Annotated in this window: 16 protein-coding genes and 1 tRNA gene; 8 read left to right on the top strand and 9 right to left on the bottom strand. The window is 64.5% G+C overall.

What is annotated here, in order from left to right:
- The first annotated feature begins 10 nt into the window (after positions 1–10).
- Positions 11–2,044, top strand: coding sequence for a TonB-dependent receptor plug domain-containing protein (locus BV95_RS05450; protein ID WP_037448445.1), 2,034 nt, complete (start codon positions 11–13; stop codon positions 2,042–2,044).
- Positions 2,045–2,103: 59 nt separating this feature from the next.
- The gene (locus BV95_RS05445; RefSeq protein ID WP_037448653.1) at positions 2,104–2,901 is read left to right on the top strand and encodes a S1/P1 nuclease; all 798 of its coding nucleotides are present in this window, start codon (positions 2,104–2,106) and stop codon (positions 2,899–2,901) included.
- A 67-nt stretch (positions 2,902–2,968) separates the two neighbouring features.
- On the opposite strand, the gene BV95_RS05440 is transcribed toward BV95_RS05445, so the two are convergent.
- A tRNA-Thr gene (locus tag BV95_RS05440) sits at positions 2,969–3,043 on the bottom strand.
- 352 nt (positions 3,044–3,395) lie between these two features.
- Between BV95_RS05440 and BV95_RS05435 the strand changes: the two genes are divergently transcribed.
- Complete coding sequence (locus tag BV95_RS05435; RefSeq protein WP_037448442.1) at positions 3,396–4,205, top strand: DODA-type extradiol aromatic ring-opening family dioxygenase; 810 nt, start codon at positions 3,396–3,398, stop codon at positions 4,203–4,205.
- 2 nt (positions 4,206–4,207) lie between these two features.
- Here the strand turns inward: BV95_RS05435 and BV95_RS05430 are convergent, their stop codons facing one another.
- The 3 genes from BV95_RS05430 to BV95_RS05420 all read right to left on the bottom strand — a co-directional run bounded on the left by BV95_RS05430 (position 4,208) and on the right by BV95_RS05420 (position 6,624).
- Positions 4,208–4,744 carry a (2Fe-2S)-binding protein gene (locus tag BV95_RS05430; RefSeq protein WP_037448439.1) on the bottom strand — a complete coding sequence of 179 codons (537 nt, stop codon included), beginning with the start codon at positions 4,742–4,744 and terminating at the stop codon, positions 4,208–4,210.
- Positions 4,741–5,217: a DUF2721 domain-containing protein gene (locus tag BV95_RS05425; protein ID WP_037448436.1), complete on the bottom strand. Its 477-nt coding sequence runs from the start codon at positions 5,215–5,217 to the stop codon at positions 4,741–4,743. Before BV95_RS05425 ends, BV95_RS05430 begins: the two co-directional genes overlap by 4 nt.
- 198 nt (positions 5,218–5,415) lie before the next feature.
- Positions 5,416–6,624, bottom strand: a complete 1,209-nt coding sequence (locus tag BV95_RS05420) for an LL-diaminopimelate aminotransferase (RefSeq protein ID WP_037448433.1) — start codon at positions 6,622–6,624, stop codon at positions 5,416–5,418.
- Between the two features lie 139 nt (positions 6,625–6,763).
- Here BV95_RS05420 and BV95_RS05415 point away from each other — a divergent pair, with 139 nt between their 5' ends.
- A complete protein-coding gene (locus tag BV95_RS05415) occupies positions 6,764–8,503 on the top strand; it encodes a PHA/PHB synthase family protein (protein WP_037448428.1) in 1,740 nt (579 codons plus the stop codon).
- A gap of 142 nt (positions 8,504–8,645) precedes the next feature.
- The gene (locus BV95_RS05410; protein WP_037448425.1) at positions 8,646–9,509 is read left to right on the top strand and encodes a phasin family protein; all 864 of its coding nucleotides are present in this window, start codon (positions 8,646–8,648) and stop codon (positions 9,507–9,509) included.
- Positions 9,510–9,749: 240 nt separating this feature from the next.
- On the opposite strand, the gene BV95_RS05405 is transcribed toward BV95_RS05410, so the two are convergent.
- On the bottom strand, positions 9,750–11,531 hold the full coding sequence (locus tag BV95_RS05405; RefSeq protein ID WP_037448422.1) for an aminopeptidase P family protein: 1,782 nt from the start codon (positions 11,529–11,531) through the stop codon (positions 9,750–9,752).
- 93 nt (positions 11,532–11,624) lie between these two features.
- Between BV95_RS05405 and BV95_RS05400 the strand changes: the two genes are divergently transcribed.
- The 3 genes from BV95_RS05400 (at position 11,625) to BV95_RS05390 (ending at position 14,827) form a co-directional block, all read left to right on the top strand.
- On the top strand, positions 11,625–13,673 hold the full coding sequence (locus BV95_RS05400; protein WP_037448418.1) for a S9 family peptidase: 2,049 nt from the start codon (positions 11,625–11,627) through the stop codon (positions 13,671–13,673).
- A 71-nt stretch (positions 13,674–13,744) separates the two neighbouring features.
- Positions 13,745–14,158, top strand: a complete 414-nt coding sequence (locus BV95_RS05395) for an acyl-CoA thioesterase (RefSeq protein ID WP_037448415.1) — start codon at positions 13,745–13,747, stop codon at positions 14,156–14,158.
- A 51-nt stretch (positions 14,159–14,209) separates the two neighbouring features.
- The gene (locus BV95_RS05390; RefSeq protein ID WP_037448412.1) at positions 14,210–14,827 is read left to right on the top strand and encodes a hypothetical protein; all 618 of its coding nucleotides are present in this window, start codon (positions 14,210–14,212) and stop codon (positions 14,825–14,827) included.
- Between the two features lie 40 nt (positions 14,828–14,867).
- Here BV95_RS05390 and BV95_RS05385 read toward each other — a convergent pair whose 3' ends face one another.
- From BV95_RS05385 to BV95_RS05370, 4 genes are all read right to left on the bottom strand, one after another.
- Positions 14,868–15,848 carry a TerC family protein gene (locus BV95_RS05385; protein ID WP_037448409.1) on the bottom strand — a complete coding sequence of 327 codons (981 nt, stop codon included), beginning with the start codon at positions 15,846–15,848 and terminating at the stop codon, positions 14,868–14,870.
- Between the two features lie 365 nt (positions 15,849–16,213).
- On the bottom strand, positions 16,214–18,073 hold the full coding sequence (locus BV95_RS05380) for an ABCB family ABC transporter ATP-binding protein/permease (RefSeq protein WP_037448406.1): 1,860 nt from the start codon (positions 18,071–18,073) through the stop codon (positions 16,214–16,216).
- A gap of 174 nt (positions 18,074–18,247) precedes the next feature.
- Complete coding sequence (gene dapD, locus BV95_RS05375; RefSeq protein ID WP_037448403.1) at positions 18,248–19,087, bottom strand: 2,3,4,5-tetrahydropyridine-2,6-dicarboxylate N-succinyltransferase; 840 nt, start codon at positions 19,085–19,087, stop codon at positions 18,248–18,250.
- Complete coding sequence (locus BV95_RS05370; protein WP_037448401.1) at positions 19,084–19,755, bottom strand: pyrimidine 5'-nucleotidase; 672 nt, start codon at positions 19,753–19,755, stop codon at positions 19,084–19,086. Before BV95_RS05370 ends, dapD begins: the two co-directional genes overlap by 4 nt.
- Positions 19,756–19,827: the final 72 nt, after the last annotated feature.

The following is a 19,827-nucleotide window of genomic DNA, read 5'->3' as shown; positions in this document are numbered from 1 at the left end:
AAAGGGCGTCATGAAATATCTTCCGCTGTCACTGGTTCTGGCTGCGCTGCCGACGGTCGCCGCCGCCGAGGCGGAAGCGCCCGACCCGGCCCGCATCGTCGTGACGGGGGAGGGGCTTTCCCTGCCTCCGGGCACCCCGGCCTATGGATCGGTGATCATCGACCGGGATCGGCTGACCAACAGCGCATCGGGCCGGATCGAAAGCGTGCTGGGCGACATGGCGGGATTCCAGCAGTTTCGCCGCTCCGACAGCCGATCCGCCAATCCTTCGGCGCAGGGGGCCACGCTGCGCGCGCTGGGCGGCAATGCGTCGAGCCGGACGCTGGTGCTGCTCGACGGCGTGCCGATGGCCGATCCCTTTTTCGGCTATATCCCCTTCAGCGCACTGGTGCCCGATCGCCTGTCGGTGGTGCGTGTGACGCGCGGCGGCGGGATAGGGGCGTTCGGCGCGGGCGCGGTGGCGGGGACCATCGAACTGGCCAGCGCCACCCGCGACCAGCTTCCGGCCTTCGCCGCCAGCGCCTTCTACGGCAGCAGGGATGCTACCGAACTGTCCGCCAGCCTGACCCCGGACCTTGGCGGCGGCTATGTTTCGCTTTCAGGCCGCTGGGACCGGGGCGACGGTTTCCAGACCACGCCGAAGGACCAGCGGGTCGCCGCCACCGCGCCTGCCGCCTATGACGGCTGGTCCACCAATTTGCGCGCCGTCGCGCCCCTGTCCGCCACATCCGAAATCCAGTTTCGCGGTACCGTCTTCCGCGACGAGCGGACGCTGCGCTTCAAGGGCGCGGACAGCATGAGCCAAGGGCAGGACGCCAGCATCCGCTTCATTGCGCGGGGCGCATGGCAGGTCGACGCGCTGGCCTATATCCAGACGCGCAACTTCTCCAACATCGTGATCTCGTCCGCGACCTTCCGCAAGACGCTCGATCAGCGCAACACGCCCTCGACCGGCATCGGCGGCAAGATCGAACTGCGCCCGCCGGTCGGCCCGGATCATGTGCTGCGCATCGGCACCGACACCCGTTTCGCCACCGGCGACATGTTTGAGGACGCCTATAGCGCGGCGGGCGCCGTGACCGCTCGCCGCCATGCAGGCGGCGAGCAGATGACGACCGGCTTTTTTGCCGAGGATGACTGGACCATGGGATCTCTGGTGCTGACCGGCGGCGTGCGCGTGGATCGCTGGACGATCAGCGACGGTTTCTTCCGGCAGGCCAATGGCGCGGGTGCGGCGACACTGAACGCCGCCTTCACGGACCGTTTCGACTGGCAATTTTCTGGCCGGGCCGGGGCGCTGTATCGGATCGGCGACAGCCTTGCTCTGCGGGGCGCGGCCTATAGCGGTTTCCGCCTGCCGACGCTCAACGAACTTTATCGTCCGTTCCGGGTAGGCGCGGACGCCACCGGTCCCAATGCGGCGCTGCGCCCGGAAAAGCTCCAGGGCTATGAAGCCGGGGCTGATCTGTCGCTGGGGCCGGTCCGTCTGGGGGTGACGCTGTTCCGCAACATGCTGGACAATGCCATCGCCAACGTCACCATTTCCCGGACCGGCGGAACGTTCCCGCTGGTGGGCGCGGTGGCGGGCATCTATCGCGAGCGGCAGAATGTCGACCGCATCACCGCCAAGGGCGTCGAACTGACCGCCAATGGCCGCGCCGGGGATGTGCTGCTCTCGGCCTCCTATGCCTATAGCCGCAGCCGGGTCCATGCGCCGGGCCGGGACTTTGACGGGCTGCGTCCAGCGCAGACGCCTGCCCATTCCGCCAGCGCCACCCTGGCCTGGGAACCGAAGCAAGGCCCCGCACTCTCCGCCACGTTGCGCTATGTCAGCAAGCAATATGAGGACGACCAGCAGGTCGACGTGCTGCCCCATGCGTTGACGGTCGACGCGGTGGCGCGCCTGCCGCTGGGCCATGGCGTGACCCTGGTCGCGCGCGGAGAAAATCTCTTCGATGAAGAGGTGATCACCCGCAACGCCGGAGGCTCGATCGACCTCGGCACGCCCCGGACGCTGTGGATCGGCCTTCGTTTCGCGGGCTGAGATTCGGCTTCGGCAAAAGCACGCTGGTTGAGGCCGGGCAAAACTGTATGAAGGACGCCATGCGTTTCTCATGGCTGTTCGCCCTGCCGCTCCTTGCTGCAACTCCCGTCCAGGCTTGGGGGCCGGTCGGCCACAGGATCACCGGCGCCATAGCTGACCGCAATCTGAGCGGCGCCGCGCGCGCTCAGGTCCAGATGCTGCTGGGCGCCGAGGATCTGGCGGAGGCGGCGACCTGGCCCGACGACATGAAATCCGACCCCGCCGAGTTCTGGCGCAAGACCGCCAGCCCCTGGCATTATGTCACGGTCAGGGAAGGGGACCATTACGGCCCCTCCGACGCCCCGAAGGAGGGCGATGCGATCACCGCGCTCAAGCGCTTCACCGCCATCCTGCGCGACGCCAAAGCGCCGCTGGAGGATCGCCGCCTGGCGCTGCGCTTCGTCGTCCACATATTGGGCGACCTGCACCAGCCGCTGCACGCGGGCGGCGGCGACGACCGGGGCGGCAACGATGTGAAAGTGACCTTCTTCGGCCAGGCGACCAACCTGCATTCCATCTGGGATTCCGGCCTGATCGATCAGCGCGCCTTGTCTTATTCCGAATATGCGGACTGGCTGTCGCGCTCGATCACGCCGAAGGAGACGATCGACTGGAGCGCCAGCGGCCCGGCGACCTGGCTTCGCGAAAGCGTCGCCTTGCGCAAGACCATCTATCCGGCTGATCCCAACCTGTCCTGGGATTATGTTTATCAGCATCGCGCCGAACTGGACGACCGGCTGCGGCGCGGCGGCGTGCGCATCGCCGCCTATCTGAACGCCATTTTCGATTCCGCATCGCCCGCCAGCGATGTGCCATGAGGGGGCCGTCCGGCAAAGAGGCAAGCTATGGGGAAAATCGACCGCCTCTTGGGTCGCTGGAGGAAAATGGTGCTGCCGGTGAGGATTGAACTCACGACCTCAGCCTTACCAAGGATGCGCTCTACCACTGAGCTACGGCAGCACTATTTTCGGCTCCATCCGGCGTCTCGCGCCAGCGGAGCCGGGCCTATGGCCGCCTGCTCGCTCCATGTCAAGGCGGCTTGCGGCAGAAGATGCAAATTGCTTATGGGGCAGTCATGACAAATGGTCAGGACGAACGGAAAGAGCGTTTGGCGCAGGCGCTGCGGGACAATCTGCGCCGACGGAAGGCGCAGTCGCGCGAATCGCGAGATGGCGAGACGCCCCGGCAACCGGAAGGTTCGAAGGGATAGGACGCGTCTTCCATCGGCTGACGACAGGCCGTTCCCATCCGAAACAATCCGTTTCCTCCGGCCCGCTTGTTTCCGGTTTCCATGCCACCGATCTATCCGTGCATGAGACAACCGACCTTCTTCGTCCCCCATGGCGGCGGTCCATGCTTCTTCATGGACCACAATGACCCGGACCGCCCGCATAGCGATCCGATATGGCATCCGATGCAGGCCTATCTGGCGAACCTCATCGCCACCCTGCCCGAGCGGCCGAGCGCGATCCTGCTGGTCTCCGGCCATTGGGAAGAAAGCCGCTTCACGGTTCATGTCGGGGAAAAGCCGGGTCTGCTTTTCGACTATTACGGCTTCCCGCCGCACACCTACGCGATCCGCTGGGATGCGCCCGGCGCGCCCACGCTTGCCCGCCGCGCCGCCGCCCTGCTGGAACAGGCGGGCTTTCCCGCCGGAACGGAGCAGGAGCGCGGCTGGGACCATGGCGTCTTCATTCCGATGAAGGTCGCGCTGCCGCAAGCCGACATTCCGCTCGCCCAACTTTCGCTCCGCAACGATCTCGATCCGGAGGCGCACATCGCCGCCGGACGCGCCCTTGCGCCGTTGCGCGACGAAGGCGTACTGATCGTCGGTTCGGGCATGAGCTTCCACAATTTGCGCGTTCGCGGCTCTCAGGCCACCGCGCCGTCGAAGCTGTGGGACGACGCCCTGACCGCCGCCGTGACCGATCCCGACCCGGCCAGCCGCGCCCGGCGCGTAGCGGCCTGGGCCGACCTGCCCCACGCCCGTTTCGCCCATCCGCGCGAGGAGCATCTGCTGCCCCTGATGGTCGCACTGGGCGCGGCAGGCGAGGACAAGGCGGTGCGCGATCATGGCAGCACCGTGCTGGGCTGGACCGTGTCCGGCTATCGCTTCGGCTGACCTTAGGGCCGCCGCAGCGCCGGAACCGCCTTCGCCGCTTCATCGGGCGTGATCCCGGAAGGCGGCACGGCGTCCACCACTTCCTCCCCCCGCATCACCCGCCCGGCGCGCTGGATCGCCCCCCGCAGTCGGGGATAGATGCCGCAACGGCAGATATTGGTGAGCGCGGCGTCGATCTCCTCATCGCTCGGATCGCTGGTCCGCCGCAGCAGCGCGGCGGCCGTCATGATGACGCCGGGGATGCAATAGCCGCATTGCGAGACATTGTCCGCCGCGAACACCTGTTGCAGCGGATGGCCCCGATCGGGCGAAAGCCCCTCTATGGTGGTGACGAACTTCCCCTCGGTGGCGGCGATGGTCACCTGGCAGGATCGCACCGCCTCCCCATCGATATCGACCGTGCAGGCGCCGCAATCCCCCGTCCCGCAGCCATATTTCGTCCCTGTCAGGTTGGATGCGTCGCGCAAGGCCCAGAGCAGCGGCGTCGCCGGGTCCATGCGATATTGGACGGGCCGGTCGTTGACCGTGAATTTCGTCATTCCGCGCTCTCTTCCTCGACCTTGTGATAGAGGACTTCGTTGCGGATGTGGATGGTGCGCGACGCCAGCCGGATTTCCTGGATGAAGGTGGCGAAGCCCGCCGCCTGCAACGTCATAGCCAGGCTGAACAGGATGGCGATGGGGGTGCCCAGATGCGACCCCAGCAGGTTCGCGGCGAACAGCAGGATGACCACCAGGCAGATGGCGCAGGCCGACGCCACCGTCAGGAAGATGGCGCCGTTCACCACGCTCATCCGCCGGTCCAGCATGCGGATCTCGCTGACCATGCGGTCATGTTCCTTGCCGCGGGAGGCGAGGATCTTCTCCTCCACCTTGCGCGCCCGGTCGATGATGCGGGCCAGCCGCCCGACGCAGACGTTCAGGAAGGCGCCGATGCCCGCGAGCAGGAAGACGGGGGCCAGGGCAAGCTGGATGGTCTGCGCGACCTGGGAAACCTGGGGAAGTACGATCATGGTTCCAAAGCAGCGCAGAGCGAGGAAAATGGCAAGGGCCGAAATGATGGCATGGGTTTCAAGCCCTCATGTCTCTGCGGAATCGTGCTCCTGCGCAGGCAGGAGCCCAGTTCCAACGGCAGAATGACACTCGGACGGCAGAACTGGGCTCCTGCCTGCGCAGGAGCACGTCCCTTATCTTATCTAAGGCCCATTCCCTCAGGCAGCGCCCTTGGCGGGCGTGTTGACGCCCATGGACTTCAGATACTGCTTGATGTTGCGCGCCGCTTGCCGCAGCCGCTGCTCATTTTCCACCATGGCGATGCGGACATAGCCCTCGCCGTCCTCGCCATAGCCGACCCCCGGCGCGACCGCGACCTTGGCGTGGGTAAGCAACTGCTTGGAAAATTCCAGGCTGCCCATATCCTTCAATGCAGGGGGCAGCGGCGCCCAGGCGAACATCGACGCCCTGGGCGCGGGAATGTCCCACCCGGCGCGGCCAAAAGCCTCCACCATCACGTCGCGGCGCTTGTGATAAAGCTCGCGATTCTTCTGCACGATGTCCTGCGGGCCGTTCAATGCCGCGCAGGCCGCCGCCTGGATCGGCGTGAACGCGCCATAGTCCAGATAGGATTTCACCCGCTTCAACGCCGCGATCAACTTCCGGTTGCCGACCGCGAAGCCGATACGCCAGCCCGCCATCGAATAGGTCTTCGACAAGGAGGTGAATTCCACCGCCACATCCTTCGCCCCCGGCACTTGCAGGATGGAGGGCGTCGGATTGCCGTCATAATAAAGCTCGGAATAAGCGAGGTCGGACAAGACCCACACATTATTCTCCTTCGCCCAGGCGACCAGCCGCTCATAGAAGGCGAGGTCGACCGTCTCCGCCGTCGGATTGCTGGGATAGCCCACGACCAGAATGGAGGGGCGCGGCACGGTGAAGGCCATCGCCCGCTCCAGCGACTGCCAATAATGCTCGTCCGGGGTCGTCGGCACGGACCGGATGGTCGCCCCCGCGATGATGAAGCCGAACATATGGATCGGATAGCTGGGATTGGGCGCCAGCACGACGTCGCCCGGCGCGGTGATCGCGGTGGCCAGGCTGGCAAGCCCTTCCTTCGACCCCATGGTCACGACGACTTCGGTTTCCGGGTCCAGATCGACGCCGAAGCGGCGGCCATAATAGTTGGCCTGCGCCTTCCGCAGCCCTGGAATCCCCATCGACTGGGAATAGCCGTGGGCGCTCGGCTTCTGCGCCACTTCGCACAGCTTGGCGATGACATGGTCGGGCGGCGGCAGGTCGGGATTGCCCATCCCCAGGTCGATAATGTCCTCCCCCGCGGCTCGCGCGGCGGCCCGCATCGCGTTCACTTCGGCGATGACATAGGGCGGCAGACGCTTCATGCGGTAGAATTCTTCGGACATTGGGGCTTTCCTGAAAGCTCGCTGTAAGGAATAGTAAGTGACGCGCATTCGGCTTGTCACAATCTGGCTATAACCCGCCAGTCCGCGACACGCCAGAGAAAGCGGCGAACCCGACCATGCCAGGAGGACGAAGGTGGCCATGAAAGCACAGGACGTCATGGAACCCCATCTCCCCACGCTGGCGGACATGCAGCAATGGACGCAGATTCTGGGCCGCGCGCAGCAATTGCTGCTGGAACAGGCGGCGGGCGCGACCGGCCGGACATTGCCCTTCGATCCCGAAGCGGTGTCGCGCATCCAGACCAGCTTCGCCGATGAAGGCCTCGCCCTGTGGCAGCGTTTCCTGGATTCCGGCGGCCTGCTGCGTGACCGTCCCGAACCCGCCCCGTCCGGCAGCCCCGCCGCCGCCAAGGACCGGCGCTTCGCCGACCCGGCCTGGACCGAGCATCCCTTTTACGACCTGATCCGGCAGAGTTACCTGTTGCTCTCGGATTATCTGACGAAGCTGGCCGACGCGGTGGACGGCGTCGATCCGAAGCAAAAGGCCAAGCTGCGTTTCGCCACCAGCGGCCTGCTGGACGCCATCGCCCCCAGCAATTTCCCGCTGACCAACCCCATGGTCATGCAGAAGACGATCCAGAGCGGCGGCGAGAATCTGGTCAAGGGGCTGCAACATATGCTGGCCGATCTGGAAAAGGGCCAGCTCACCCATACGGACGGCACGGCGTTCGAGCTTGGCCGCAACATCGCCTCCACCCCCGGCAAGGTGATCAAGGAAACGCCGCTCTACCAGTTGATCCACTATGCTCCGTCGACGGAGAAGGTGCTGGAAACGCCGCTGATCATCTTCCCGCCCTGGATCAACCGCTTCTATATTCTCGACCTGTCGCCGGAAAAAAGCTTCGTCAAATGGGCGGTGGACCAGGGGCTCAGCGTCTTCCTGGTGTCGTGGAAGTCGGCCGACGCGTCGATGAAGGATCTGATCTGGGACGATTATATATTGGACGGCCAGATCGACGCGATCGACACGGTGCGCGACCTGCTGGGCGTGCCGGGCGTCCACACCATCGGCTATTGCGTCGCGGGGACGACATTGGCCGCCACGCTGGCGCTGCTGGCGGCGCGGGGAGAGGCGGAAAAGGTCGCCAGCGCCACCTTCTTCACCGCCCAGGTGGATTTCAGCAAGGCGGGCGACCTGACCCTGTTCGTCGACGATGAACAGATGAAGATGGTGGAGCAGCTTTCCTCCGGCGGCTTTCTGGACGGGCGCTACATGGCCGCGACCTTCAACATGCTGCGCGGGCGCGACCTGATCTGGAACTATGTGGTCAATAATTATCTGCTGGGGCAGGATTATCCGCCCTTCGACCTGCTCTATTGGAACGGCGACACCACCAACCTGCCTGCGCGCTGGCACAGGGATTATTTGACCCAGCTTTATCGCGACAATCTGCTGGTGCAGCCGGGCGCGATCAGCGTCGCGGGCACGCCCATCGACCTGCGCCGGATAGAGACGCCCGCCTATGTGCAGGCGGGACGGGAGGATCATATCGCCCCGCTGGAAAGCGTGTGGAAACTGACCGAGCATTTTTCGGGGCCGACCCGCTTCCTGCTCGCCGGATCGGGGCATATCGCCGGCGTGGTCAATCCGCCCGCCGCCGGCAAATATCAATATTGGGCCTGCGACGAATCGCAGCCGACGCTGGACGCTTTTCTCGCGCAAGCGAAGGAGACGAAGGGCAGTTGGTGGCCCGACTGGATCGAATGGATTCGCGCCCGCAATCCCGCGACCGTGCCTGCAAAGGGTGCGCGCCAGCCTGGCAAGGGCCGACTCAAGACGATTGAGGACGCCCCCGGCCGTTACGTAAAAACGCGCTGAATCACCGGCTTGCCCGAAATTTGCGATAATCCGCCTCTGCCCTGCGGCAAAGCGCATAGGCAGTTTTGTTGCACTGCACAAAAACGCTTGCAACCCGCTTGCGGACGCTATATTGTGCACTGCAACAAATGGAGGATGGTCCGTGGCCGTTACCCCAAAGCCCGTGCGCAAGAAGCCTGTCGCGAAGAAGCCTTCTTCGACTTTGTCCGCTGCCGAGGCGCTGAAAGCCGCCGAGGCCGCGATAAAGACGCCGGAAAAGCCGATCGCGAAAGCGAAACCGGCCGTGAAAAAGCCCGCGCCGCCAAAGCCCGCCGCGCCTGTCAAGGCGGCCCCGGCCGATCCGGTGGCGGTGATCGCGGCAACGACCGCCGTCGACGCGGCGCCGGAACCGGCCCCCGTCCCCACGGCGCCAAAGGCGGAAACGCCCAGGATCGAACCGGCGGCAAAGGGTGCGCCGCCGGAACCGAAGGAATCGAAGAGCCTATCGTCCAAGGCCGGGCCGCAAGAGCCCATATTGCTGCCCGCCACAGAAGGAACGAAGATGATGAACGACGTGATCGAGACCGGAAAGAAATTCGCTGAAGAAACCAAGGCCAAGCTGGAAACGGTCTATGCCGACCTGAACGAGAAGGCCAAGGTGAGCGTCGAGAAGTCGACCAAGGCGATCGAGGAATTCAGCGACATCGCCAAGGGCAACGTCGAAGCGCTGGTCGAATCCGGCAAGATCGCGGCCAAGGGCTTCGAAACCTTGGGTCAGGAAGCGGTGGATTACAGCAAGAAGAGCTTCGAAAAGGCGACCGCCTCGTTCAAGAGCTTCTCGACCGTGAAGACCCCGACCGAATTCTTTCAGCTTCAGAGCCAGTTGTTCTCCAGCAGCTTCGACGAATTCACCAAGGAAGCGGCCAAGAGCAGCGAAGCGCTGATCAAGCTGGCCGGCGACGTCGCCTCGCCGCTGACCGCCCGCGTGACCGTGGTGACCGACAAGGTGAAGGCGCTCGCCGCCTAATCCCGCCTTCGGGCGTTTGGAAAAAAGAAACGGCTCCCGCTTCGCCGCGGGGGCCGTTTTTATGCCAGCGCGAGGCGACGAAAAATCCTCCCTACGCGCAGCGTGGGGAGGGGGACCGCCGCCGAAGGCGGTGGTGGAGGGGAAATTCGGAGGTCGTGCCCCTTTCCCCTCCACCAGCCTTCGGCCGGTCCCCCTCCCCATCTCCGATGGGGAGGAATAGGATAGAGGTCCGCCTTTACCTCACAAAGGCGCGCAGGCCGCCTTCAACCACTCCAGCGCCTCGCCCTCCAACTGCGGCCCCACGACCTCCACCACCCTGGCATGATAGGCATCGAGCCAAGCCCGCTCCTCTCCCGTCAGCAATTCCACCGCGATGGCATGGCGATCAATCGGCGCGAAGGTCAGCGTTTCGAAGCCCAGCATCTCCCGCTCCGCGCCGGGCACTTCACGCCGCTCGACCAGCACCAGATTTTCGATGCGGATGCCATATTCCCCGGTCTTGTAATAACCCGGCTCGTTGGAGAGGATCATCCCTTCCTGCAACGGTTCATCCCCGCCGCCAAAGGTCGCGATCCGCTGCGGCCCCTCATGCACCGACAGGAAACTGCCGACGCCATGTCCAGTGCCATGGGCATAATCCAGCCCCTCAGCCCACAGATACTGCCGCGCCAGCACGTCAAGCTGCCCCCCCCGCGTCCCCTTCGGAAACAGGGCGCGGCCCAGCGCGATATGCCCCTTCAACACCAGCGTGAAACGCCGCTTCATCTCCGCGCTCGGCGTACCGATGGCGATGGTGCGCGTCACGTCGGTGGTGCCGTCGCGATATTGCCCGCCCGAATCGACCAGATAGAAGCTGCCCGTCTCGATTGGACGGTTCGTCTTTTCCTCGACCCGGTAATGCACCACCGCGCCGTTCGGCCCCGCGCCGGAAATCGTGTCGAAGGACAGGTCCTCCAGCAGCCCGGTCTCCTTGCGGAACGTCTCCAGCTTCGCCGCCGCGCCCAGTTCGTCCACGCCGCCCTTGGGCGCCGCGACCGATATCCAGTGCAGGAACTGGCTGAGCGCCGCGCCGTCGCGGGCCTGCGCCGCCTTGTGCCCGGCAATCTCCACCGAATTCTTCACCGCCTTGGGCAGCACCGCCGGGTCGCGTAGCGCCAGCACATTAGCCCCGCCCGCCTCCAGCGCTTCGAAGATCGCGGCCACCGCCCGCTCCGGATCGGCCACTACCGTCTTGCCTGCGAACCCCGCCAGCGCCCCGGCGAAATCCGCCCGGTCATGCACCCGGACGGCATTGCCCAGATGCTGCGCCACCGCTTCGTCCATCTTTTCCGGCGCGACATAAAGGTCCGCCGTCGCGTCGGCATGGACGATGGCATAGGCCAGCGCCACCGGCGTGCGCTCCACATCCTTGCCCCGGATGTTGAAGGTCCAGGCCAGCGAATCCAGCGCCGACAGCACCGCCGCATCGGCATGCTTCGCTACCAGCCAATCGGCCATCGCCGCTCGCTTCTCCGCAGCCGGCTGCCCGGCATAACGGTCATCATGCACCACCAGCTTGGCGTCGCTGGGCGCGGGGCGATCCGGCCACACGGCGTCCACCGGGTTGGTGTCCACCGCCACCAGTTCCGCGCCCCGCTCGGCCAGCGCCTCGCTCGCCGCCTTCACCCAGGCGCGCGTATGCAGCCACGGATCGTAGCCGATCCGCCCGCCCGCCGGGACATGCTCGCCCAGCCAGGCCGCGACGGAGGTTTGCGGCACGCTCTCATATTGCCAGTGCACCCCGTCCACCTGCTCCCGCACCTGGAGCGTGTAGCGGCCGTCCACGAAGATCGCCGCTTCCTCCGGCAACACCACCGCGCTGCCCGCCGATCCCTGAAAGCCGGTCAGCCAGGCCAGCCGCTGCGCATAGGCGCCGACATATTCGCTCATATGCTCGTCGGTCAGCGGCACGACAAAGCCGTCCAGCGCCACGCGCACCAGTTGGGCGCGCAGCGCTTTCAGGCGATCTTCATAAGTGGACATCAAATTTCCCTTGGACTTGTCGGCCCTCTTGCACAGGGCCTATGGCCGCCAACATAAGCAGACCAGCACAGTTTCGCCAGATCAGGACATTGAATGACCGCACCTATCGCCGCCCGCCGTCCGCACAGCTTCTCACATCATGGGATCAGGGTGGAGGACCCCTATGCCTGGCTGCGCGATCCCGGTTATCCGGAGGTGAAGGACAAGGAGGTGCTGTCCTATCTGGAGCAGGAAAATGCGTTTTTCGAAGCGGCGATGCAGCCGCGCAAGGCGCTGACCGATACGCTCTTCGCGGAGATGAAGGGCCGCATCAAGGAGGATGACAGCTCCGTCCCGCAGAAGGACGGCGATTATATCTACTGGCGCGCGTTCGAGGTCGGCGCGCAATATCGCAAATGGTATCGCAAACCCGTTACGGGCGGCGAGGATCAGTTGATCCTGGACGAACCCGCGCTGGCGGAGGGGCATGATTATTTCCGCCTGGGCGCGCTGTCGGTCAGCCCGGACGGCCGCTACCTCGCCTATGCCATCGACAATAACGGCTCCGAACGGTTCGAGGCGCGGATCAGGGATCTCTTCACCGGAGAGATATTGCCCGAAATCATCCCCGACACATTGTCGTCGCTGGTATGGACCAGCGACAGCAGGGGCCTGCTCTACGGCATCGCCAACGACCAATGGCGCACCGACAATGCCCGCCTCCACTGGCTGGGCCAGCCGGTGGAAAGCGACACCGAACTCTTCCATGAGGATGATGAGGGCTTCCGCGTCTCGGTCGGCCTCACCTCGTCGGAAAAATGGATCGTGATCGCGACCGGCGATCATGTGACCAGCGAAGTCTGGCTGCTCCCCGCCGACAATCCCACAGCCCCGCCGCTGCTCGTCGCCCCGCGCAAGCCCGGCCGCGAATATGACGTCGATGAGCATGAGGGCACGCTCTACATCCGCACCAACGACACCCATCCCAATTTCCGGCTGGTGAAGGCGTCGTTGGAAAATCCCGGCAATTGGCAGGAAGTGATCGCCCCGGACGCGCATTTCTACCTGACTGATTTCACGCTGTTCAAAGGCTTCTACGTCACGGAGGGGCGGCAGGACGGCCTCGACCAGATCGAACTGCGCGATTACGCCACCCACGCGCCCAAGCGCATTCCTTTTCCGGAAGCCAGCTATTCGGCCTCGCTGGACGACAATCCCGAATATGACGTGACGAAGCTGCGCATCGGCTATGAATCGATGGTCACGCCCGACACCATCTACGACTATCATCTGGATAGCGGCGCGCTCGAAGTGCTGAAGGTGCAGGAAATTCCCTCCGGCTACGACGCGAACCGCTACGCCACGGAAAGGCTGACGATCCCCGCCCGCGATGGCACGCCGATCCCGGTGTCCATCGTCTATCCCAAAGACCTGCCCCGCGACGGAAGCGCGCCGCTCCACCTCTACGGCTATGGCGCTTACGGCATCGCGATGGAGCCGGGCTTCTCGACCAGCCGCCTGTCCCTTCTGGACCGGGGTTTCGCCTTCGCGCTCGCCCATATCCGGGGCGGCGACGATCTGGGCCAGCAATGGTATCTGGACGGAAAACTCGAAAAGCGCACCAACACGTTCACCGATTTCGTGGATGTGGCCAAGGGGCTGGTCGAACGCGGCTATACCTCCAAGGGCCGCATCAGCATCTCCGGCGGATCGGCGGGCGGCGAACTGATGGGCGCGGTCATCAACAGCGATCCCGACCTGTGGGGCGCGGTGGTGGCGCATGTGCCCTTCGTGGACGTGCTCAACACCATGCTGGACGAAACGCTGCCGCTGACGCCCGGCGAATGGCCCGAATGGGGCAATCCCATCGAGGACAAGACGGCGTTCGAGACGATCCTGTCCTACGACCCCTACAGCAATGTGAGCGCGCAGGATTATCCGCCGCTGATGGTGACGGCGGGCCTCAACGACCCCCGCGTCACCTATTGGGAACCGGCCAAATGGGTGGCGAAGCTGCGCGCCACGAAGACGGACGACAATATCCTGCTGCTCAAGACCAATATGGGCGCGGGCCATGGTGGTAAGTCGGGCCGCTTCGAAAGCCTCCAGGAAACGGCGGAGGAATTCGCCTTCATCCTCTGGCAACTGAACATCGCGCAATAACTCCCCTCCCTTTCAGGGAGGGGCCGGGGGGTGGGTGCGAGCGAAGCGAGCGCAAAGGAAAGCGAAGAATAATGTCCTCCACCTACGCTACCCAATTCACCGCTGGACCCGAACATATCGACATACTCGGCCATGTGAACAACGCCGTCTGGGTCCAGTGGATGGAGCAGGTCGCGACCGAACATTGGGCCCGCGACGCCGCGCCGGAACATCTGGACGCCTATGCCTGGGTCGTGACCCGGCATGAGATCGACTATCGCGGCAATGTGACGCTGGGCGAAACCGTCTCCGCACGCACCTGGATTCCGGAAGGACCTCGCGGCGCCCGCTTCGACCGGCATATGGAATTCACCGGACCCGATGGAAAGGTCAAGGTGTCGGCCAAATCCACCTGGGCGATCATCAACCTGAAAACGGGAAGAATCCTGCGCGTTCCGCCAGATGTCGCCGCCCTTTTCATGAACAACGGTTCATCCGGAACTTAGCCATATCAACGCACGTTCTCCGCTCCACTCATAATGATGACAGGAGAATTTATGCGTAAGATTGGCACATCTATGCGTTTCTTTGCTGCTGCATCGGCTCTGTTTCTCGTCAGCGGCCCCGCACTGGCGGGGGACGAGGAACGGGCGCTGGCCGCCATCGCCCAGGCGCAGGGCAAGATCGACGCCGCCGGAAAGCTGAAGGCAGGCCAAGCCGATCCGGAAGTTCTCGCCCGGGCGCAGGCATCGCTGCGGCTTGCCCAGGAACAGCTCAAGAGCGGCAAGGAACAGGCCGCCATCAGGGCAGCGATAGAGGCGCAGCAATTTGCCGACACGGCCATCGGACAGAGCCAGGACCGGGCCGAAACCGATGCCCAGATTCAGGCGTCCACCGCCGCTTCGGCGCAGCAGGAGGCCGCTGCGGCCCATGCGCGGGCTGATGCCGCGGAACGCGCCGCGGCTTCCGCCGCCGCCGATGCGCAGGCTGCCCGCGCCGCCGCCGCCGCGCCCGCCCCGGCCACGACCACCGTGACCACCGAAACGGTGAAGACGGTCCCGGCGACGACCGTGCGCAAGGCCGCTCCGGCCAAGCGCAAGGTGGTGCGCACGACCACCAGCCCGGCGCGGACCTCGGTGGTGGAAAAGACGACCACCACCGTGTCGAACCGCTGATTTCAGGGGAGGGCAGGGCGTCCGACGCCCTGCCCTCTCTTCATGCCGTGCGCTCTTCCGCCTTCGTCTTCCACAGCGACCAGCCCACGCCAGCACCGATCAGCGCGAAGGTCACGCCCAGGCTGAGCGCGGGCGGGAACTTCCCCCCGTCCAGCAGGAAGTCCGCCACGAAGATCTTCGTGCCGATGAACACCAGGATCGCGGCCAGCGCATATTTCAGATAGTGGAAGCGATGCACCATCGCCGCCAGCGCGAAATAAAGCGCGCGCAGGCCCAATATCGCCATCACGTTCGACGTATAGACGATGAACATGTCGGTCGTGATCGCGAAGATGGCGGGCACGCTGTCCACCGCGAACACCAGGTCCGCGAAGTTGATCACCACCAGCGCCAGCAGCAGGGGCGTCGCCGCCATGACCGCCTTGCCCGTCTTCGGGTCGGTCATGCGCGCCAGGAAATGTTCGCCATGCTGCTCCGGCGTCACCCGCATATGCGTGGAAATGAAGCGGATCAGCGGATTTTTGCCGACATCCATCGGCTCGTCATCCGCGAACATCATCTTGACGCCGGTGAAGATCAGGAAGGCGGCGAACAGGTACATCACCCAATAGGCCTGATGCAGCAGCATCGCCCCGCCCGCGATCATCAATCCGCGCAGCACGATCACGCCGATAATGCCCCACAGCAGCGCCCGATACTGATATTTCGCCGGAATCGCGAAATAAGTGAAGATCAGGCTGATGACGAAGACATTGTCGATCGACAGCGCCTTTTCGATGAAGAAGCCGGTGAAATATTGCATCCCCGGCTCCGGCCCGCGCACGAACCAGACCCAGGCGCCGAAAGCGCAGGCGATGGCGATATAGAAAATGGAGAGCTTCAGACTCTCCCTGATGCCGATTTCCTTATTCTCCTTGTGCAGGAAACCGAGGTCGAATGCGGTCAGCGCCACGACGATGGCGAAAAAGGCGAGCCAGAACCAGGCGGGCGTCCCCAGCCAGTCCACGAACAGAAATTCCATGGGATATGCTCCTCTTGATCAACGACAAAGGTCGATCGGAGAATCCGCTGCGATGGTAGGGACGGGATGAGCCAAGCCGCCAGTCGCATCGGATAGTCCGATGCGGTCCGACATCACGCGCTGGGAAAAGCGCGCCAGAGGGGCCCGGTCCGCGAGGGGAGAATAGACGCAAAAGCGTCCAAAATCAACGGACGTCTAAATCCTCCCTACGCGCAGCGTGGGGAGGGGGACCGCTCGCGAAGCGAGTGGTGGAGGGGAAATGCGTAGGTCGCGCCATTTCCCCTCCACCACGCTTCGGCCGTCGAAGAGAGTCACGTGCCTCTCTTCGACCCTCCCCATCTCCCGATGGGGAGGAATAGGAGAAGTCACCCCCTGTCGCCCGGCACGTCCACCACCTCGAACATATCCTCGATCCCCGGCTCGACCGGCATATCGTCCCGCTCGGTCGCCTGCCGCGCCCACATGGCGGCGTATAGCCCATCCGCCCGCACCAGATCGCCATGCCGCCCGCGTTCGACGATGCGCCCTTTTTCCATAACGATGATCTCGTCCGCATCGACCACGGTCGACAGCCGATGCGCGACCACCAGCGTCGTGCGCCTGCGCGATATGGTGCGCAGCACGTCCTGGATTTCCGTCTCCGTCCGGCTGTCGAGCGCGCTGGTCGCTTCGTCCAGCACCAGCACCGGCGGGTCTTTCAGCAAAGTCCGGGCAATTGCCACCCGCTGCTTCTCGCCGCCGGACAGCTTCAGCCCCCGCTCGCCCACCCGCGTGTCATAGCCCTGCGGCAGGCCCATGATGAATTCGTGGATGGACGCCGCCCTGGCCGCCGCTTCAATCTCTTCCTGCGTCGCGCCTTCGCGCCCATAGCCGATATTATAGCCGACCGTATCGTTGAACAGCACCATGTCCTGCGGCACGATGCCGATGGTGGAGCGCAGGGATTGCTGCGTCACCGCGGCAATATCCTGCCCGTCGATGCTGATCCGCCCGCCCTGAATGTCGTAGAAGCGGAACAGCAGCCGCGCGATGGTCGACTTGCCCGCGCCCGAAGGCCCGACAATTGCCAGCGTCCTTCCCGCCGGAACGGTGAAGCTCACCCCGTGCAATATCTCCCGCTCCGGATCGTACCCGAAATGTACATGGTCGAAGCGCACCTCGCCCGCCTCCACATGCAGCATCGGCGCGTCCGGCGCGTCGGCAATCTCCGCCTCCGTATCGATCAGCCTGTACATCGCCTCCATATCGATCAGCCCCTGCCGGATCGTGCGATAGACCATCCCCAGCAAGTCCAACGGCCGGAAAAGCTGGCTCAGCAGCGTGTTCACCAGCACCACGTCGCCGGTCGAAAACTGCCCCCGGCTCCATCCCCAGACGGTATAGCCCATCGCCCCCGCCATCATCAGGTTGGTGATCAGCGACTGCCCGATATTCAGCCATGCCAGCGAATTTTCCGACTTCACCGCCGCATTGGCATAGCGGCGCATCGCCTTGGCGTAGCGGGCGGCTTCGCGCTCCTCCGCGCCGAAATATTTGACCGTCTCGAAATTCAGCAGGCTGTCGACGGCATGGGCGACCGCGTTGGTGTCCATGTCCACCATGTCGCGCCGCAACTGGTTGCGCCACTCGGTGATCATCCGGGTGAACCAGATATAGAGGCCCACCATGACCAGCGTCGCCGCTACCAGTCCGGGGCCGAATTTCACGAAGAAGATGACGCAGACCGCCGCCAGTTCCAGCACCGTCGGCGCGATGTTGAACAGCAGGAAATAGAGCATGGTGTCGATGCTCTTCGTGCCGCGCTCCACGATCTTGGTGACGGCCCCGGTGCGCCGGTCGAGATGGAAGCGCAGCGACAACCGGTGCAGGTGGATGAACACGTCGTCGGCCAGCCGCCGCCCGGCTTCCTGCCCGACCCGCTCGAATATGGCGTTGCGCAGATTGTCGAACAGCACGCCGCCGAAGCGCGCCCCCGCATAGGCGACGACCAGCGCGATGGCGAGGCCCGCGCCGGATTCCATGCCCGGCGCCATGCGGTCAATCGCGCCCTTATAGGCGAAGGGCATGGCGAGGCTGACGACCTTCGCCACCAGCACCAGCGCCATGGCGACGGCGACCCGCCGCCGCAGCGCAGGGGCGTCGGCCGGCCAGAGATAGGGAAGAAACCGCCGCATCGTCGCCCAGACGGGCGGCAGCGGCGAATTGTCGGGCGTGGATGGCGGCATGGGGATTATGTAGGGCGAGCTTGCGCCAAATGCCACTTATAAGCCCCTCCCCTTCAGGGGAGGGGTTGGGGTGGGGGCGGCCGCGCAGCGGTCGCTTGAAACCTCTCGGTCAGCGCAATGCTCGCTCCGCTCGCGACCCACCCCCAGCCCCTCCCGCCTGCGGGAGGGGAGCAATTAATCCCGCAACAATTCATTGATCCCGGTCTTCGACCGCGTCTGCGCGTCGACGCGCTTCACGATCACCGCGCAATAGAGGCTCGGCCCCGGCGTGCCGTCGGGCAGCGGCTTGCCCGGCAGCGATCCGGGCACCACCACCGAATAGGGCGGCACTTCGCCCATGAACACTTCGCCCGTGGCGCGGTCGACGATCTTGGTCGACTGGCCGATGAACACGCCCATCGACAGCACCGATCCCTTGCCGACGCGCACCCCTTCCACCACTTCAGACCGGGCGCCGATGAAGCAGTCATCCTCGATGATCACCGGATCGGCCTGCAACGGCTCCAGCACGCCGCCGATGCCCACGCCGCCCGACAGATGGACATTCTTGCCGATCTGCGCGCAGCTTCCCACCGTCACCCAGGTGTCGACCATCGTGCCCTCATCCACGAAAGCGCCGATATTGACGAAGCTGGGCATCAAAATGACATTCTTTGCGATGTGCGAACCGGCGCGGGCGAACGACCCCGGCACGGCGCGGAAACCGGCGGCGCGGAAGGCGGCCTCGTCCCAACCGGCGAACTTGCTCGGCACCTTGTCCCACCAGTGGCCAGCGCCCGGCCCATTGTCGATCATGACATTGTCGTTCAGGCGGAAGGACAGCAGCACCGCCTTCTTCGCCCACTGATTGACCTGCCAGCCGTCAGCCGTCGGTTCGGCCACGCGCAGTTCGCCGCTGTCCAGCATCGCCAGCGCCTTGTCCACCGCCTGACGCACGGCTCCCTGCGTTGACAGGTTCACATTGGCCCGGTCCTCCCAGGCGGCGTCGATGGTCGCGATCAGTTCGTTGCTCATGGCTTTTCCCCAAAAATATCCGCCAGGAACGGCGTCAGATGGTCGGTTTCGAAATCGATGAAGTCGGGATGATGGTCGCGATCGCCCGCTTCGGAGCCGTTATTGACCCAGACGGTGGTCATGCCGATCGCCTTGGCGGGCTTGAGGTTGCGCGCCATATCCTCGAAAAAGGCGGCGCGAACCGGATCGACGGCGTGCACCCGGCACAGTTCCGCATAGCCCGACGGATCGGGCTTCGGAATATATTGGCAGGCATGGATGTCGTGGATCAGCTCGAACGCGCCGGTGAGGCCCAACCTGTCCAGCACCCGCCCCGCATAGGCCGCGTCGCCATTGGTGAAGATCAACCGCCGTCCCGGCAGCGCGGCGATATGGGCATTCAGCGCCTCGTCCACCTCCAGCCGGTCCATGGAGATGTCGTGGACATAGTCCAGAAATTCGCGCGGCTCGATGCCATGATGGTGCATCAGGCCGGACAGGGTCGTGCCATGTTCCAGGAAATAGCGCTTCTGCGTCTGTTTCGCGATCTCCGGATCGCAGCCGAGCAGGCCCTGGATGAACTCGCCCATCTTGACGTCGATCAGCGCGAACAGGTCCGCCTTCGCCGGGTAGAGCGTATTGTCCAGATCGAAGATCCAGGTGTCGACATGAGCAAGGTCGCGACGCATGGCCGCGCCCTAGTCCGCTGTGACGGGGAGGGCAAGGACAATAGCCCCATCCCAAGCCGTGCTCCTGCAAAG

It is taken from the genome of Sphingobium chlorophenolicum (assembly GCF_000722875.1).
In the GTDB taxonomy this organism is placed as follows: domain Bacteria; phylum Pseudomonadota; class Alphaproteobacteria; order Sphingomonadales; family Sphingomonadaceae; genus Sphingobium; species Sphingobium chlorophenolicum.
Note: the sequence above shows the minus strand (reverse complement) of the source record. Positions and strands in the feature narration are given on the sequence as shown.